Genomic DNA, 15,126 nt, shown 5'->3' with positions numbered 1-15,126 from the left:
GGTCGAGCCGATCGCCACGCCCGAGGCTAAGAGCACGACAGTGGCACTGCTCAGCGCCACAGCTACTTGTGTTCTCGCGGACAACGTCTACCTCCTGACAGAGGGGACGCGGGAGGTCGCTCCCGCTTCGATCCGGGGCACTCAAGGGCTGGAGATGTTCTCCAGTCCGCTCATCATCCACATATGTAGACGATCCCGTGACATCCGAGTGTCAGGCACCTTGCGAAATCCCGCTAGCCCTTGGTTCTATCGAGTTAGGAAAGTTTCCTATCCTTCAGATACATGGACGGAGCTCCTATGAGATCGGTACGTTCCCGGTTACGGCCGGCCGCAGCCGCGGCGGCTCTCGTCAGCGCCCTGCTGCTCACCCTCGCCGCCGCCCCGCTCGCTCCGGCCGCGCCAACTGCGGCGACCACGCCGACCGCGCCAGCCACAGCCGCCCCCGCGCCGGCATCCTCTGCCGGAGCGGTGCCGGCGGCTGCTTCCCATGTGGTCGCGGAGATCAAGCGGTCGTCGGTCTGGTCCAGCGGCTACGGCGCCGACGTGGTCATCACCAACGACGGTGACACCAGCGCCGATGGATGGACGATCGAGTTCGATCTACCGGCGGGGACAAGGGTCTCCAGCCACTGGTCGGCCACCAAGACCCAGCAGGGGCAGCACTACACCTTCACCAACCTGTCCTACAACGGCGACATCGCCCCTGGCCGGCAGGAGACCTTCGGCTTCAACGCCACCGGCACCGGACTCCCCCTCAACTGCACCATCAACAACCAGCCCTGTGACGGAAGCGGCAACCCACCCACGGACCCGCCCACGGATCCCCCCACCGACCCACCGACGGGCGACACCCCCGTCGCGGTCAACGGGCAGCTCGAAGTGTGCGGCACCAAGCTCTGCAACGAGCACGGCAACCCCGTCCAGCTGCGCGGCATGAGCACCCACGGCACCCAGTGGTACCCGCAGTGTCTGACCAGCGGCTCGCTCGACGCCCTGGCGAACGACTGGAGGGCCGATGTCCTGCGTGTCTCCACGTACGTGCAGGAAGAGGGTTACGAGACGGACCCCGCGCACTTCACGGACCTCGCCAACTCCCTGATCCAGCAGGCGACCGACCGTGGGATGTACGTGATCGTCGACTGGCACATGCTCAGCCCCGGGGACCCCAACGCCAATCTGGGCAACGCGCGGAAGTTCTTCACCGACATCGCGAACCGGAACAAGGGCAAGAACAACGTCCTCTACGAGATCGCCAACGAGCCCAGCGGTGTGAGCTGGTCACGGATCAAGGACTACGCGCAACAGATCATCCCGGTCATCCGGAACATCGACTCCGACGCTCCGGTCCTGGTCGGCACCCGTGCCTGGTCCTCCCTCGGGGTCTCCGAGGGCGCGGATGAATCCGAGGTGGTGAACAACCCGGTCAACGCCTCCAACATCATGTACACCTTCCACTTCTACGCCGACTCGCACCGCGACGAGTACCTGGAGACGCTCTCGCGCGCCGCGGACGAGATCCCCGTGTTCGTCACCGAGTTCGGAACCCAGAACTACGCCGGTGAGGGAAGCAACGACTTCGGGATGTCCCAGCGCTACCTCGACCTCATGGAGGACAAGAAGATCAGCTGGACCAACTGGAACTTCTCGGACGACAGCCGCTCCGGCGCCGTCTTCAAGCCCGGCACCTGCGACAACGACGGACCCTGGACAGGGACGTCCTCCTTGAAGGAGGCCGGCGTCTGGATCCGTGACCGCGTCAGGACCCCGGACAACTTCCCGACCGACTGATCCCCGGTGCCCGCGTCGCCGTCCCGTACTCCCTCTCCGGGACGGCGGCCGGGTGCCTCAGGGGTGGGCCGTGCCGAGGGAAGCGGCGGATCCGCCGTCGACGGGAACAACCGCGCCGGTGACGAAGGACGCGTCGTCGCCGGCGAGGAAGGCGATGACAGCGGCCACCTCGTCCGCGGTACCGATCCGGCCGAGCGGCGTCCGCGCCAGGATGGGGGCCAGCTGATCCGGTGGGGCCGCGGATGTCCGGGGTGTCTCGATCACCCCCGGCGCCACCGCGTTGACGCGCACACCGTGGGCGGCGTGATCCAGGGCCATGGACCGGGTCAGGCTCTCGATCGCGCCTTTGCTGGTGTTGTACGCGGCCCACCCGTACTCCGCCCGGTTTCCCTGCACGGAGGACACCTGCACGATCGAACCGCGTCGTTTGACCAGCTCCGGCATCGCGGCGCGCGCGAACAGATAGGCACTGGTGATGTTGGTGTTCAGCAGTTCGCTCCACGCTTCAGGCGGGATCGCGGTGATGTCGCCCGCCAAGGGAGCTCCCACGGTGTTGACCAGGACGTCGACACCGCCGAAGGACGCGACGGCCGTGTCCACCGCCTGCCGGGCGATCAGTGGGTCGGCGGCGTCGCCGGCCACCAGGCGCAGGTGGTCGCTCTCTGCGGAGCCGAGTGCGTCGCGGAGTTTGCTTTCGGTGCGGCTGACAGCGACGACGCTTCCTCCCTCCGCCAGGAAGCGGCGGACGGCCGCCAGGCCGATCCCCGCGCCGGCACCGGTGACGACGATCGCCTTCTCCGAGAAACGGGACACTGCCTTCCTCTTTCCTGACGTCGCGTGAGCCGCCTCGTACGGGCCCGGACTTCCAGCCGGGGCGAGCAACCGCCCCTGGGTCACAGGGGAACCGCGGCCGGTCCGACCTCAGAGTCCCAGGAGGGTCGGCGGCCGGACCCGACCGACATGCGCCGGCGGGCGGGAAGATCGCCCTCCGAGCCGTCGGCGTCCGTGTCGCCCGCGGGGGTGGCGATGGTCTGCGGGCATCCCGAAGCGGTACGGTGCCGGCGCCACCGGCCCGGTTCGCCTCGACGATCACGGCGCGACCCGAGGCGTACAGGTGCTATGCGCCAAGTGGAAGATTCTGTGTCATTTGCCGGTGACACCGTTGGGTCATGTTCAACAAACCAACCCTTCGCGCCACCGCCCCCGCGCTGGTGCTCGCACTGGCCGCGGGCGTACTCGGATTCACCAACGCGGCGGACGCCAACAGAGCCTCAGCCGCGGACCGTCCCCACTCTTCGCGCCATGAGACGGGTGCGAGCGCGGCCCACCGCTCGCTGCTCGACCACAGCGCGGACGCGAAAGTCCTCGTCGCCGCGCATCGCGGCCAGTGGCGTGCCGCTCCTGAGAACAGCCTTCCGGCGATCCGCGCGGCCTTCGACCAGGGGGCCGACATCGTCGAACTGGACATCCAGCGAACCAAGGACGACCAACTCGTCCTCATGCACGACGACTCGGTGAACCGGACCACGAACGGAACCGGCAAGGTATCCGACCTGACGCTGGCCCAGATCAAGGACCTGCGGCTGCGTCAGGGGGTCGGGGGCGCCCAGGCTCCGGTGACCGGTGAGACGGTGCCGACCCTGGCCGAGGCGATGAAGGCGGCGAAGGACCGCGGTCTGGTCAACCTCGACAAGGGCTGGCCGAACCGTGAGGCGATCTACCGGGTCCTGCACGAGACCGGCACGGTCCGCAACGGCATCTTCAAGAGCGACGCTCCTGTCGCGGAGGTACTCGACTTCCGTGCCGCGCACCCGGAAGCCCTGTACTTCCACATCGTCCAGGACGGCAACATCGACTCCATCGACCAGTTCGGCAAGAAGCAGCCGGTCGGGTACGAGGTGATCTTCGACAACGACCAGGACGCCGTCGTACGCAAACCGGTCATCGACCGGCTGCGGTCCACCGGCCGGATATGGATCAACTCCATGTGGTTCGGACTGGCCGACCACTACACCGACGAGGCCTCCCTCATCGACCCGGCCCGCGGTTGGGGCGCCCTCACCGACATCTTCGGTGCCACGGTCATCCAGACCGACAACGTCGAGAGCCTCACGTACTGGCTGCGCACGGGCCGTCCGGAGCCCCGCCCCTCCACGGACACCATCCGTATCGAGAGCGACGACTTCGCCCGCGGCGGTGAGGGCGTCGCCTACCACGACACCGACACGGGCAACCGTGGGACCGCCGCGAGGCTCAACGAGGACGTCGACATCTGCGACCAGGACGGCGCGGTCGTCGCCTGCTGGATTCGCGCGGGTGAATGGATCGACTACGAGTTCACGGTGAAGAAGTCCGGGTACTACGACGTCGCGGCACGGGTCTCATCCCCGTACTCCCCCGCCGGCACCTACCGTGTGGCATTCGACGGCGGGGCGCGGAGCGCTCCCGTCCCGGTGACCATCACCACCGGCCACAGCCTCTTCTTCCTTCAGCCGAGCGGCGTCAACCAGTATCTGAAGGCCGGCAGCCACCGAGTCCGTCTCCTGATCGACGAGAACGCCTTCCAGAACTTCAACGTGGACTATCTGCGACTCACCAGGTCCCGGAGCTGACCACGCGGTGAGCCCGGAGCCGTACGCCAACGGCCGCTGACAGCAGGCGGTGCGACGACGGGAAGGTCCGCCGAAGGCCCCGAGCCCCGAGGTCCTTCGGCGGACCTTCCCCGCGTTCCCTTCCCACACCTCCACCGGCGCCCTCGGCAAGGAGGGTGCGCCCCCCGCGAGGGACGGTTGCCGGGTCAGTCGGCGCAGCCCGGTACCGCGGGTGAGGAGCCCGCGCAGTTGTTCGGCAGGTTGCCCGTGACCGGTGACCGCAAGGTGGTGACGGTGCCTCCGTTGAGGATTCCTCCGGCGGTCTCGGCGGCCTGGTTCCCGGTGACGGCGGTGTCCGTCAGGTGCAGCGCGCTGAGGCGGCCGTTGTTGAAGATGCCGCCGCCGACTCCGCCGGTCGCCCGGTTCGACACGACACCGCTCCCGGTCAGCGTCGTGGTTCCCCCGTTGCCGAAGAGGCCGCCGCCCCCGAAGCCCGCCGAGTTGCCGCGGACAGTCGTGCCGGTGAGCCTCGTGACGGCACGCTCGCCATTGGTCGCGATCCCGCCGCCGAACTCCCGCGCACGGTTCGACTCCACGGTGCTGCCGTGGAGGGTGAGGGTGCCGAAGTTGTTGAAGATGCCCCCGCCGCTGCCGAAGGACCCGCCGCGGACCGTGATGCGGTCCAGGGTGAGCCGGCCGCCCATCTCCACCTCCAGGACCCGGAAGTCCGCGGTCCCCCGTGCCGTACTGCGGGCGATCACCGCGGCGGACGGGCCGCGCGAGCTGATCCGGATGTCACCGGCGACCGCGGCCAGCGCATTGATCCTGCCGTACGGGCGGGTGACGGTGTAGGCGCAGCCGGGCTGGAGGGCGATCTCCCAGCGTGTTCCGGGACGGTCGTTCCCGGCGGTGATCGCGTCGTTCAGCAGCCGGTCCCGGTCCTTCACACAGGGGACGACGACCCCCGCCCGCGCGTCCGCGCACACGACGGACGGCACCAGCCCGAGGAGGGCCCCGACGGCGACCGCACAACACCTGGAGCTCCACGCACATCCCATGGAGGGAGCATCCCCCGCCCTCCGCCCTCGCGCATGCCGGACGGCGCGTCGCGACGGCACGGAGGGGCCACGGGGTTCAGGCCCGCGCCGGACCGACCACCCGTGTAGCCCAGATCACTCGCCGGCGAGGTTTGGACGTTCGGTGAACGATGCGTCCGGAATTTGAAGAGAGGGGCCATCTGCGGAGAGGTGGCAATGGCCTAGTGTTCGGCGGTGGGCCGCTCGGTCCCGTCATGGAGGGAAGTGCATCGTGGCTGGTGGGGACGGTACGACTCGTCTGGTCGAGTTGCTGACGGTTCGGGGCGAGGACCTCGGAGCCGACTGGGCGGAAAGGGTCAGTGGTTCGCTGGGCGGGCGCGTGAGCCGGTCCGAGGTGCAGCGTGAGTTGGGTGAGCTGTACACCGCTCTGCTGACCGCGTTGCAGACCGGCAGTCTGGACGCGCACGGAGAGGCGTTCGGGGAGACGCGTGCTCTGCTGTCCGAGCTGTCGCGCAGCCGTGCCCGGCAGGGTTTCAGTCCTTCCGAGACCGCGCTCAGTCTCTTCTCGCTCAAGGAGGTTCTCGAACCGGTCCTGGCCGGCGAGGACGGTGCGAGCGGCGGGGACGGCGGTGACGTCCGGGCGTATCTGGCGTTCACCAAGCTGGTGGACGAGCTGGGCCTGTTCACGATCGAGGTCTACTCCCGTACGCGCGAGGAGCTGATCGGGGCCCAGGCCGAGCAGCTGCTGGAGCTGTCGACTCCCGTGGTCAAGCTGTGGGACGGGGTCATCGGCGTACCGCTGGTGGGCACCCTGGACTCGGCGCGCACGATGGTGGTGATGGAGAAGATGCTCCAAGCGCTTGTCGACACCGGTTCGGAGCAGGCCGTCATCGACATCACCGGCGTCCCCGCCGTGGACACCGAGGTCGCCCAGCATCTGCTGAAGACGGTCGTGGCCGCGCGCCTGATGGGCGCGGAGTGCACCATATCCGGCATACGTCCGCAGATCGCGCAGACCATCGTCGCGCTGGGTATCGACTTCGGCGACATCGTCACCAAGGCCACTCTGGCGGACGCGCTGCGCCACGCGCTGCGAGCCTCCGGTGTCACCTTCACCCGGCCTGGTGGTTCGGCCGGTGCCCGGTGACCGAACGGGTTCCCGTTCTGCGGATCGGGCAGATTCTGCTGGTCTCCATCCAGACCGACCTGGACGACCAGGCCGTTCTGCACCTGCAGGACGATCTCACCGCGAAGATCGTGGCCACCGGCGCCGACGGCGTCGTGATCGACATCAGCGCCGTGGAGATCGTCGATTCCTTCGTGGGCCGCATGCTGGCCACGATCGCCTCCCTGTCGCTGCTGCTGGACGCGCAGACGGTGGTGGTGGGGATGCGCCCGGCGGTGGCGATCACGCTGGTCGAACTCGGCCTTTCCCTGGGCGGGGTCAGGACAGCCCTGACCCTTGAGCTGGGCCTGAAGGTCCTGGAACGCAGCCGTGCCCTCCGACAGGGGCCCCCTCAGGAATTCGCGGACAGCGGCCTGTCCGACGAGGACGGCGTGCGAGCTGATCCGGCCGGCCGGTGACGGCTGGGAGCGGTGGTGCCCCGGAAGTGCTGCCGATCGACGCGAACGACGGTGTGGTGCGGGCCCGGCAGGTGGCCCGGACTCTGGCGCAGCAGTGCCGGCTGTCGCTGGTCGAGCAGACGAAACTGGTGACCGCGGCGAGTGAACTGGCCCGCAACACCCTGGTCTACGGGGGTGGGGGCACGATGACCGCCTCTCTGGTCGACGAGCGGGGACGCCGTGGCGTACGGCTGGTCTTCGCCGATCAGGGCCCGGGGATCCCGGACGTGGATCTGGCGCTCACGGACGGCTGGACCTCGGGCAGCGGCATGGGGCTGGGACTCTCCGGGTCCAAGCGGCTCGTCGACGACTTCGTGCTGGAGTCGGCGCCGGGTCGGGGCACCACGGTCACCATCACCAAGTGGGGCCGATGACTGTGCTGGGCGGGACACCGCTGGCCGACTGCGAGGACGTGGCCTGGTTCCGGGATCAGGCCGAAGGCGCGCGCGGCAGCGCCGCCGCGCTCACCCGGCGGATCGGGTTCAGCGAGCACCGCAGCGCCGAGGTGGTGCTGGCGGTCGCCGAGCTGGTGACGAACATGCGCAAGCACGCCGTGGACGGCGCGCTGATCCTGCGCGTGCTGCGTACCCCGGCGGTCGCCGGGGCCGAGGTGGTCGTACTGGACCACGGACCGGGAATGGCCGACGTCCCGGCGGCGGTGCGCGACGGGATGTCGACCGCGGGGACGCTGGGCATCGGCCTGGGTGCGGTACGGCGGCTGGCCGACACCTACGACGTGCACTCCCGACCGGGTCTGGGCACCATACAGATGGCACGTTTCTGGCCCCGCCCCGTCGGCGCGGCGCTCATGGCCGAACCCCTGGTGGGCGGCATCACCCGCCCCATCGGCGGAGAGCAGGTGTGCGGTGACGCCTGGGCGGCCCGCACCGACAGCGGGGACCGTACACACCACACACAGGAGCCGGCGGCGGACACGGTGCCGTCCCCCCGGCGGCCCGCCCTGGACTGGCGGGCGCTGACCGGCACGGACGGTGGCGCGAGCCGCTGGGCCGACCGCACGGCGGCCGACGAACCTCGCGGTCGTCGCGGCCTCGTGCGGTCCGTGATACCCGGGGCCGGTGACGGGATGCTGGTGATGTCGTGCGACGGGCTGGGCCACGGGCCGGCGGCGGCACTGGCCGGTCGGGCGGCCGTCCAGGCGTTCGCCACCGGCGCGGCCCGGACGCCGGAGCAGGCGATGCAGGAGGTTCACCGGGCGCTGCACGGCACGCGTGGGGCGGCGGTGGCGATCGCCCGTATCGAACCGGCCGAGCGACGCCTGCTGTTCTGCGGGGTCGGCAACATCACCGCCGCCGTGGTGACCGGCACCACGCGGACCAATCTTCTCTCCCACCCGGGCATCGTGGGCCATCAGATGCGCCAGTTGCGTACGTACGAGCACACACTGCCCGCGCTCGGGGCGCTGGTTCTGCACTCGGACGGTCTGAGCGAGCGGTGGACGGCCGCGGACGTGGCCGGTTTTCTGCACCATGCCCCCGCCGTGGTCGCCGCCGGGCTGCTGCGCCATGCCGGGACCCGCCGCGACGACGCCAGCGTGGTGATCGCCAAGGGGGCCTGGTGACCAGGAAGTCGACGAACAGGACCGAACCCGGCTCGGCCCGGATCCTCCTCTCCGTACTGGTCACCGAACAGGACGTCTTCACGCTGCGCCGCCAGGCGAAGATCCTGGCGGACACGATCGGGCTCGACACCCGCGACCAGGTACGCCTGGCCACCGCCCTGAGCGAACTCGGCCGGGACCTGCTGCGTCCCACGGCCATGACCGCGGCCTTCACCCTGAGGCACGAGCCTCCGGAACTCCAGGTGACGCTGGCGTGGCCGGACGACCGGGTGCCGAGCGAGGAGTCGCTGTCCGCTGTCACCCGTCTGCTGCCGCGTACCGTCTACGACCCCGCCGAGCAGAGCACGGATCGTCTGTCCGGCCGGTCGTCCCTCGGCGGCCGGCCGTCACTGGGCGCGCGGCCGTCCCTGGGCAGTCGGTCGTCCCTGGGCGGGCGTATCACCCTCACCCATCCGCTCCGAACAGCCGTCCCGGACCCGACCGCTGTCCAGGAGGCGCTGAGCGCCGGCCTTCCCGCCACCGCCATCGACGACCTTCAGGCACAGACCCGCGACCTTCTCGCGGCGTTGCAGGAGGCTCATGCGCAGCGTGACGAACTGGAGCGGCTGAACGAGGAGTTGTCGGAGACCAACGCGGGCGTCATGGCGCTCTACGCGGAACTCACCGTGGAGCACAAGGAGGTGGTGGAGCGCTTCGCCGAGGAACACGAACTGGCGCTGGCACTTCAGCGCACCTTCCTCCCGGCCGAACTCCCCGACACACCGGGCGTGGAGCTGGCGGTGCGCTATCTGCCGGCAGCGGCGACCGCCGAGATCGGCGGCGACTTCTACGAAGCGGTCCACACCCCCAACGGTCTGCTGCTCGCCGTCGGCGACGTGGTGGGCCACTCGCTCCAGGCGGCCATGGTCATGGGCCAGCTACGCCACGCCCTGCGCGCGTACGCCGCCCAGGGCCACCCGCCGCACCGGCTGCTCGAACACCTCGACCACCTGCTCCAGCTCCACCAGCCCGGCTGGACGGCGACCGTTTGCATCGTCCTGCTCGAATCGGGGAACCGGCGGCTGCACGTCGCCAACGCGGGACACCTGCCACCGCTGATCATCACCCCCGGCGGTCCCGCCGCCTATCTCACCGAGCACGGTCCGCTTCTCGGCCTCCACCTGCCCCAGCCCGTGGCGACCGCGCACGACATCACTCCCGGCACCCGGCTGCTCATGATCACCGACGGGCTTGTCGAGGTACGGAACATCGACCTCGACAACCGGATGAGAGCCCTCACCGCGGCTGTCCTCGCGGGTCCCCCGGATCCGGAGGGGCTGTGCGACGCGCTGCTGACCGAGTTCGGCAAGGAACCCGACGACGACATCATCGTCTTCGCCGCGCACTTCCACGCACTCGATCCGGTGAAGAGATGACACGACGGAACACGGACCCCGCCGTCGAGGGTCCGGGCGGGCTGCCGGGGCACAAGAGGGGCGACCCTCGTCCGACCGCGGGGCGTTCTGTCTCGGAGGCACAGTGTGGGAACGAGTCGGTGGATCTGATGGAACGTGACGACGGTGAGGAACAACCGGACCGTGCTCTCACGTCCGCGTCGGCGAGTGCCGCTTACGACGGGCAGCCTCAGTCCATCTCCGAAGCCCGCGAGTTCACGCGCGAGTTCCTGACCGGTGTACGGGCCGTGGGCATTCCCGTGTCCGCCGCGGCGATCGGCACCGCTCAACTGGTGGTCAGTGAACTGGTCACCAACGTATGCAAGTACGCGCCCGGCCCCTGCCTCCTGGAACTGCGCGTGGCCGGAGACACGCTGATGATCACCGTATGGGACAGCGACCCGGCCCTGCCCGCCGTCCTGGAGACGGATCCGACACGGATCGGCCAGCACGGAATGGAGATCGTCCGGGCCCTCTGTCAGAGCCTGAGCATCGACCGTGAACCCGTAGGAAAACGCATCACCGCCCGGCTCCCGCTCTCGGACGGTCCGGCGCCCGCCGCTCCGGGCCGCTGACCCCCTGGCCGGCGACGTCGCCTCAGCCGGACTTGCCGAGCGACCAGCCGCAGATGTCCGCGAGTCGTCCCCGCCACAACGAGACGCTGATGGGCTGCGGCGAACCGACTGTGATGGTCGCGTCGCGCAGGTGGATCCACTGCGGAAGGCTCTGCGGGCCGTCTCCGGGGGTCATCTCGTCCACGGCCTGATCGACCGATTCCGGGAAGGCGGAGAGCAGCCGCGTGCCGGGGCCGTCGCTCGGTGGAAGGCTCTGCGCCCAGTCCGCCTTCCACGCCTCGTGGGCGATCAGACTCCCTTGGACGACCCCGCTGGGGAGGCACAGGGTGAGGGGCAGGCTCGTGCGCGGATTCTCCCCGAGCAGCCGCACCAGCAACTGCAGTTGTATGTCCGCGACGGGCTCGGTCGTCACGGGCGCGGTGCCCGTTCCTGGTCCTGATGAGGTCTCGCTCATACGGAAGAGAGTTCCTTTCGCCGCCGAGGGCCCCTGGCCTCCGACCGCTGGTTACGGCACAGCGGGCATGGGTGGGCGTCGGGCCGGGTCAACCGACCAAGCCGGTACGGAGGGTGGCGAGCGTGCGGGTCAGCAGGCGGGAGACGTGCATCTGCGAGACGCCGAGCTCCTTGCCGATCTCCGACTGGGTCATCTCCCGTCCGAACCGCATCTCGATGAGGGCGCGGTCGCGGTCGTCGAGCTGTTCCAGCAGCGGGGCGAGGGAATGGAGGTTCTCGAAGAGGCCCATCGCCGGATCGCACTCGCCCATCGTGTCGGCGTAGCTCCGGCCGTCGTCGGCGTCCTCGTCACCGCCGGCGGGAGTGTCGATGGATCCCGCCGCGTAGCCGTTGGCCGCCACGAGCCCTTCGATGACCTCCTCCTCGCTCATCCGCAGATGCGCGGCGAGTTCCTTGACCGTGGGGTTGTGGTCCAGGGAGGTGGCGAGGGTCTCCTTGGCCTTGGCCAGGTCGATACGCAGTTCCTGAAGCCGGCGCGGGACGTGGACCGCCCAGGAGGTGTCACGGAAGAACCGCTTGATCTCACCGACGATGTAGGGGATCGCGAAGGAGGTGAACTCGACTTCACGGCTGAGGTCGAACCGGTCGATCGCCTTGATCAGACCGATCGTGCCGACCTGGACGACGTCCTCCATGTCACCGGAACCCCGGTTCCGGAAGCGTCGGGCGGCGAACTGCACCAACGACTGGTTCATCTCGATCAGGGTGTTGCGGGCGTACTGATACTCGTGCGTACCCTCTTCGAGGTCCTGGAGCCGATCCAGGAATACCTTCGTCAGGGCACGCGCGTCCTTGGGCGCGATCTTCCCTGCCTCTTCGATCCACGGCAACTCATCCGCCGCGTGCCGGGTGGTGGCCTCTACCATGCCAACGGCCTGCTCGGATCTTGTCGGCAACTGCGGGGATCTGCTCACAATTTCACCTCGGGGCAGCGGATTCATTACACGGCGTCTGCCCCCACGACGGGGACCCACACCCCCGCGTCGTAGCACTTCGGCTGCCCTGCGCGGGCAGCTTGCGGGACCGGCCCACGGACGGCCTGGCGGGACCACTGCCATGTCCACCCCGGAGCTGAGGGCGCACAGCGAACACCCCCGCGATCGGCGTCCGTCGGCGCCTCGATCCACAGCGAGACCACGTTGCCGGTCTCGTCGCTCACGCTCGTCCTGGGCACGCTCGCAACCGGACAAGCCCCAACCTGCGACTGCGTTTCACTCAAGTCGCTGCTGCCGGCTCGCCGACAGCAGCATCATCATGACGTGACGCGAATACCACGAACGCCGTATCAAGCTTCCAGAGGACGCCACACCCCCCGTCTCTGGCCTGTCTGGATCGTGGCACCGATTGCCCTCCTCGTCGTCGGCGCCATCGGCTACGTGGCCTACGAGAACGTTGAGAACCTCCTGACGGACGCCGCCCGACGGACAAAACCGTCGAAGCCCGTCGACGTCAAGGACATCGTCACGACGACGGTCACCATCCTCACCCTCTTCGGCGCCGTCCTCGCGGGCGTCTACGCCTACCGGAAGCAGCGCTTGGACGAAGGCGACGCCCACCGCGCTGACGCCAGCCAGCTCGCCGACCGATACACCACCGCAGCCGAACAGCTCGGACACGAACAAGCCGCGGTGCGCCTTGCCGGTGTCTACGCCCTCGCCCGCCTCGCCGACGACTGGGAAGAACAACGCCAGGTCTGCATCGACGTGCTCTGCGCCTATCTTCGTATGCCCTACGAACCCGATCCGACCGCAGCCCAGTACAGGCAAGGTGAACGCGAAGTTCACCACACCATCGTCCGGGTCATCCGTGACCATCTCGAGGCACCGTGGGAACCGACTGCCTGGTGCTACAACCAACTGGACTTCACGGGCGCCACCTTCGACGACGCCGACTTCTCGGGTAGTCACTTTCGCGGCAACGTCTCCTTCGACGACGCAAGGTTCAGAGGCGGTTCTGTCGCCTTCAACCATGCAACCTTCGAGGGCTCCGTGACCTTCAACCGGGCGGCATTCGGCGGCGCCGTCACCTTCAACCGGGCGGCATTCCACAGAACCGTCACCTTCAACCGGGCGACATTCCACAGCGGAACCGTCACCTTCGACGACGCGACGTTCGACGACGGCGCCACCTCTTTTGACAACGCCGGGTTCCGCGGCAGCACTGTCACCTTCAAGCGGGCCCAGTTCCGAAGTGGCAGAGTCACCCTCGAGAACGCGCAGTTCCACGACGGGACCGTCGCCTTCGAGAACGCGCGGCTCCACGGCGGCACCGTCGCTTTCGACAACGCGCAGTTTAACGGCGGCACCCTCACCTTCAACAACGCCGAGTTCAACCGCAGCACCGTCACCTTCAGCAACGCGACGTTCAACGTCGGCAGCACCGTGACCTTCAACCAAGCGGAGTTCCGTGACGGCACGACCATCTTCAACCGGGCCACGTTCAACGACGGCAGCACTGTCACCTTCGAGGACGCCCGATTCGGCGGGGGCATCGTCGGCTTCGAAAACTCCACATGGGCGGGCGGCACTCTCGCTTTCCAGCACGCGGTGCTCGCCTGGGGCACAATCGACTTCAGGTACACACTCTTCGAGGACGGAGTTGTCGCCTTCGAAAACACGAGGTTCGACGGCGGGACCCTCAGCTTCGGAAATGCCCTGGTCCATGGCGGCATGCTTACCTTCAGCCACGCGGTCTTCGGCGAAGGCATCGTCACCTTCGACAACGCTGGGTTCGTTGGTGGGGCCGTCACCTTCGAGAACGCCACGCGTGTGAGTCCGAGCAGCACCGTTGACTTCGCCAACGCCGGGTTCCATGGAACCCGGATCACCTGGGGACCACTTTCGATACCGACAAACGCCCAGCCCTAGCCCGGCCGGCGGCGCCGCACAGAATGGTCAAGGCCCCAGCTACCAGGGGCTTGTCGCAGGTCACCGTCGGGAATCCGTGCCGCAAGCAGCTCAAGAACAGGGATGCTTCCGGTGCGGTGGTCGTCGGTCGAGGCCGGCGGTGGGGGCATGGTCTGTGGGCACGCCAACAGCCGTACAGCCCTTGGCATGGAAGTCATCGGCATCTTCCGCCAACTGGCTCTGGTGGCGTCCGCGCTCAGGACAGTGGGTGGCGGGAGATGAAGTCCGTGATGGTGCGGGCCACCAGGTCGGGGTTCTCCAGCGGGAGGCTGTGGCTGACGCCCGGCAGGACGGTGCTCTCGGTATGGGGGATGTGCTGCGCGAGGTACGCGGCTCGGGCGCGGTGGGGGGTGTTGCGCTGCGCGCCCATCGCTCCGACGGCGAGCAGAACGGGAACGCGGATCGCGTTCATCTCGTCGGGTCCGAACGACCACGCTGCGAACGCGGGACCCTCGGCGGCGAAGAAGTAGGGGGTGTTGTCGACCGCGCGGCGCAGGCCGGCCTCCCCCAGCTCGCGGACGAAGACGTCGCGGTAGCCCGGCCCGGACAGGCTGCTCATGAATTCGTCGAAGGCCCGCGCGAAGTCCCCTTCCTTGGCTGCCGCGATGGCGCGGGGCATGCCGGGCATCGCCGGTTCGTCAGGGGCGTAGGGGAAGGCGGTTTCGAGCAGGGTCAGCGTGCCCACCAGTTCGGGATGGGCATGGGTCAGTTGCAGGGCGACGCCGCCGCCGGCCGAGTGCCCGACCACGTGGGCCCGTTCGGCGCCGACCGCGCGCACCACCGCGGCAGCGTGGTCGGCGTAGGCGGCGATGCTCGGGCCGCCGGTCCGATCCTCGCTCTCCCCGTAGCCGGTGCGCTGCATCGTCAGGACCTGGTACCCGGGCATACGGGCGGCGACCGGTGTGAACCAGTCCGGCGAGAAGCCGCCGTGCAACAGCAGCACCGTCTCGCCGTTGCCTTCGACCGTGAAGACGATCCGGGCGTCGGGCAGTTCCAGTTCGCGCTTCATCGTGCTCTCTCTCACTGCGGCCTATATACGGCAATACGGCGTACTGTCAGAACGCGAGAAAATAGGTCG

Annotated in this window: 14 protein-coding genes; 9 read left to right on the top strand and 5 right to left on the bottom strand. The window is 68.6% G+C overall.

Annotation, left to right across the window (positions count from 1 at the left end; translation table 11 throughout):
• The first annotated feature begins 297 nt into the window (after nt 1-297).
• The gene (locus tag ACFWU9_RS01460; protein WP_384313711.1) at nt 298-1,788 is read left to right on the top strand and encodes a cellulase family glycosylhydrolase; all 1,491 of its coding nucleotides are present in this window, start codon (nt 298-300) and stop codon (nt 1,786-1,788) included.
• 57 nt (nt 1,789-1,845) lie between these two features.
• On the opposite strand, the gene ACFWU9_RS01455 is transcribed toward ACFWU9_RS01460, so the two are convergent.
• Nucleotides 1,846-2,601, bottom strand: coding sequence for an SDR family NAD(P)-dependent oxidoreductase (locus tag ACFWU9_RS01455; RefSeq protein ID WP_384313710.1), 756 nt, complete (start codon nt 2,599-2,601; stop codon nt 1,846-1,848).
• 356 nt (nt 2,602-2,957) lie between these two features.
• On the opposite strand from ACFWU9_RS01455, the gene ACFWU9_RS01450 reads away from it, so the two are divergent.
• Nucleotides 2,958-4,400 (top strand): glycerophosphodiester phosphodiesterase family protein, encoded by a 1,443-nt coding sequence (locus ACFWU9_RS01450; RefSeq protein ID WP_384313708.1) that lies wholly within the window; start codon nt 2,958-2,960, stop codon nt 4,398-4,400.
• 185 nt (nt 4,401-4,585) lie between these two features.
• On the opposite strand, the gene ACFWU9_RS01445 is transcribed toward ACFWU9_RS01450, so the two are convergent.
• Nucleotides 4,586-5,377, bottom strand: coding sequence for a hypothetical protein (locus tag ACFWU9_RS01445; RefSeq protein WP_384313706.1), 792 nt, complete (start codon nt 5,375-5,377; stop codon nt 4,586-4,588).
• Nucleotides 5,378-5,687: 310 nt separating this feature from the next.
• Here ACFWU9_RS01445 and ACFWU9_RS01440 point away from each other — a divergent pair, with 310 nt between their 5' ends.
• The 6 genes from ACFWU9_RS01440 (at nt 5,688) to ACFWU9_RS01415 (ending at nt 10,629) form a co-directional block, all read left to right on the top strand.
• Nucleotides 5,688-6,563 carry an STAS domain-containing protein gene (locus ACFWU9_RS01440; protein ID WP_384313704.1) on the top strand — a complete coding sequence of 292 codons (876 nt, stop codon included), beginning with the start codon at nt 5,688-5,690 and terminating at the stop codon, nt 6,561-6,563.
• On the top strand, nt 6,560-7,000 hold the full coding sequence (locus tag ACFWU9_RS01435) for an STAS domain-containing protein (protein WP_384313702.1): 441 nt from the start codon (nt 6,560-6,562) through the stop codon (nt 6,998-7,000). Before ACFWU9_RS01440 ends, ACFWU9_RS01435 begins: the two co-directional genes overlap by 4 nt.
• A gap of 26 nt (nt 7,001-7,026) precedes the next feature.
• The gene (locus ACFWU9_RS01430) at nt 7,027-7,413 is read left to right on the top strand and encodes an anti-sigma regulatory factor (protein ID WP_384313701.1); all 387 of its coding nucleotides are present in this window, start codon (nt 7,027-7,029) and stop codon (nt 7,411-7,413) included.
• Entirely contained in the window at nt 7,410-8,621 is a 1,212-nt protein-coding gene (locus ACFWU9_RS01425; RefSeq protein WP_384313805.1) for an ATP-binding protein, read from the top strand. Before ACFWU9_RS01430 ends, ACFWU9_RS01425 begins: the two co-directional genes overlap by 4 nt.
• Nucleotides 8,618-10,036 carry a PP2C family protein-serine/threonine phosphatase gene (locus ACFWU9_RS01420; RefSeq protein WP_384313699.1) on the top strand — a complete coding sequence of 473 codons (1,419 nt, stop codon included), beginning with the start codon at nt 8,618-8,620 and terminating at the stop codon, nt 10,034-10,036. The genes ACFWU9_RS01425 and ACFWU9_RS01420 overlap by 4 nt, the downstream gene beginning before the upstream one ends.
• A gap of 128 nt (nt 10,037-10,164) precedes the next feature.
• Nucleotides 10,165-10,629, top strand: a complete 465-nt coding sequence (locus tag ACFWU9_RS01415; RefSeq protein WP_384313698.1) for an ATP-binding protein — start codon at nt 10,165-10,167, stop codon at nt 10,627-10,629.
• 22 nt (nt 10,630-10,651) lie between these two features.
• Here ACFWU9_RS01415 and ACFWU9_RS01410 read toward each other — a convergent pair whose 3' ends face one another.
• The gene (locus tag ACFWU9_RS01410) at nt 10,652-11,083 is read right to left on the bottom strand and encodes a hypothetical protein (RefSeq protein WP_384313696.1); all 432 of its coding nucleotides are present in this window, start codon (nt 11,081-11,083) and stop codon (nt 10,652-10,654) included.
• Between the two features lie 88 nt (nt 11,084-11,171).
• Nucleotides 11,172-12,008, bottom strand: coding sequence for a SigB/SigF/SigG family RNA polymerase sigma factor (locus ACFWU9_RS01405; RefSeq protein WP_384313694.1), 837 nt, complete (start codon nt 12,006-12,008; stop codon nt 11,172-11,174).
• Between the two features lie 468 nt (nt 12,009-12,476).
• Here ACFWU9_RS01405 and ACFWU9_RS01400 point away from each other — a divergent pair, with 468 nt between their 5' ends.
• A complete protein-coding gene (locus tag ACFWU9_RS01400; protein WP_384313692.1) occupies nt 12,477-14,009 on the top strand; it encodes a pentapeptide repeat-containing protein in 1,533 nt (510 codons plus the stop codon).
• 235 nt (nt 14,010-14,244) lie between these two features.
• On the opposite strand, the gene ACFWU9_RS01395 is transcribed toward ACFWU9_RS01400, so the two are convergent.
• Complete coding sequence (locus ACFWU9_RS01395; protein ID WP_384313690.1) at nt 14,245-15,057, bottom strand: alpha/beta fold hydrolase; 813 nt, start codon at nt 15,055-15,057, stop codon at nt 14,245-14,247.
• Between the last annotated feature and the right edge of the window lie 69 nt (nt 15,058-15,126).

This window comes from Streptomyces sp. NPDC058653 (genome assembly GCF_042716895.1).
In the GTDB taxonomy this organism is placed as follows: domain Bacteria; phylum Actinomycetota; class Actinomycetes; order Streptomycetales; family Streptomycetaceae; genus Streptomyces.
Note: the sequence above shows the minus strand (reverse complement) of the source record. Positions and strands in the feature narration are given on the sequence as shown.

Bases quoted from the DNA above. Each gene is read 5' to 3' on its own strand.
- ACFWU9_RS01460 (WP_384313711.1), top strand. From the start codon at position 298: ATGAGATCGGTACGTTCCCGGTTACGGCCGGCCGCAGCCGCGGCGGCT.
- ACFWU9_RS01450 (WP_384313708.1), top strand. From the start codon at position 2,958: ATGTTCAACAAACCAACCCTTCGCGCCACCGCCCCCGCGCTGGTGCTC.
- ACFWU9_RS01425 (WP_384313805.1), top strand. From the start codon at position 7,410: ATGACTGTGCTGGGCGGGACACCGCTGGCCGACTGCGAGGACGTGGCC.
- ACFWU9_RS01415 (WP_384313698.1), top strand. From the start codon at position 10,165: ATGGAACGTGACGACGGTGAGGAACAACCGGACCGTGCTCTCACGTCC.
- ACFWU9_RS01410 (WP_384313696.1), bottom strand. From the start codon at position 11,083: ATGAGCGAGACCTCATCAGGACCAGGAACGGGCACCGCGCCCGTGACG.
- ACFWU9_RS01405 (WP_384313694.1), bottom strand. From the start codon at position 12,008: ATGGTAGAGGCCACCACCCGGCACGCGGCGGATGAGTTGCCGTGGATC.
- ACFWU9_RS01395 (WP_384313690.1), bottom strand. From the start codon at position 15,057: ATGAAGCGCGAACTGGAACTGCCCGACGCCCGGATCGTCTTCACGGTC.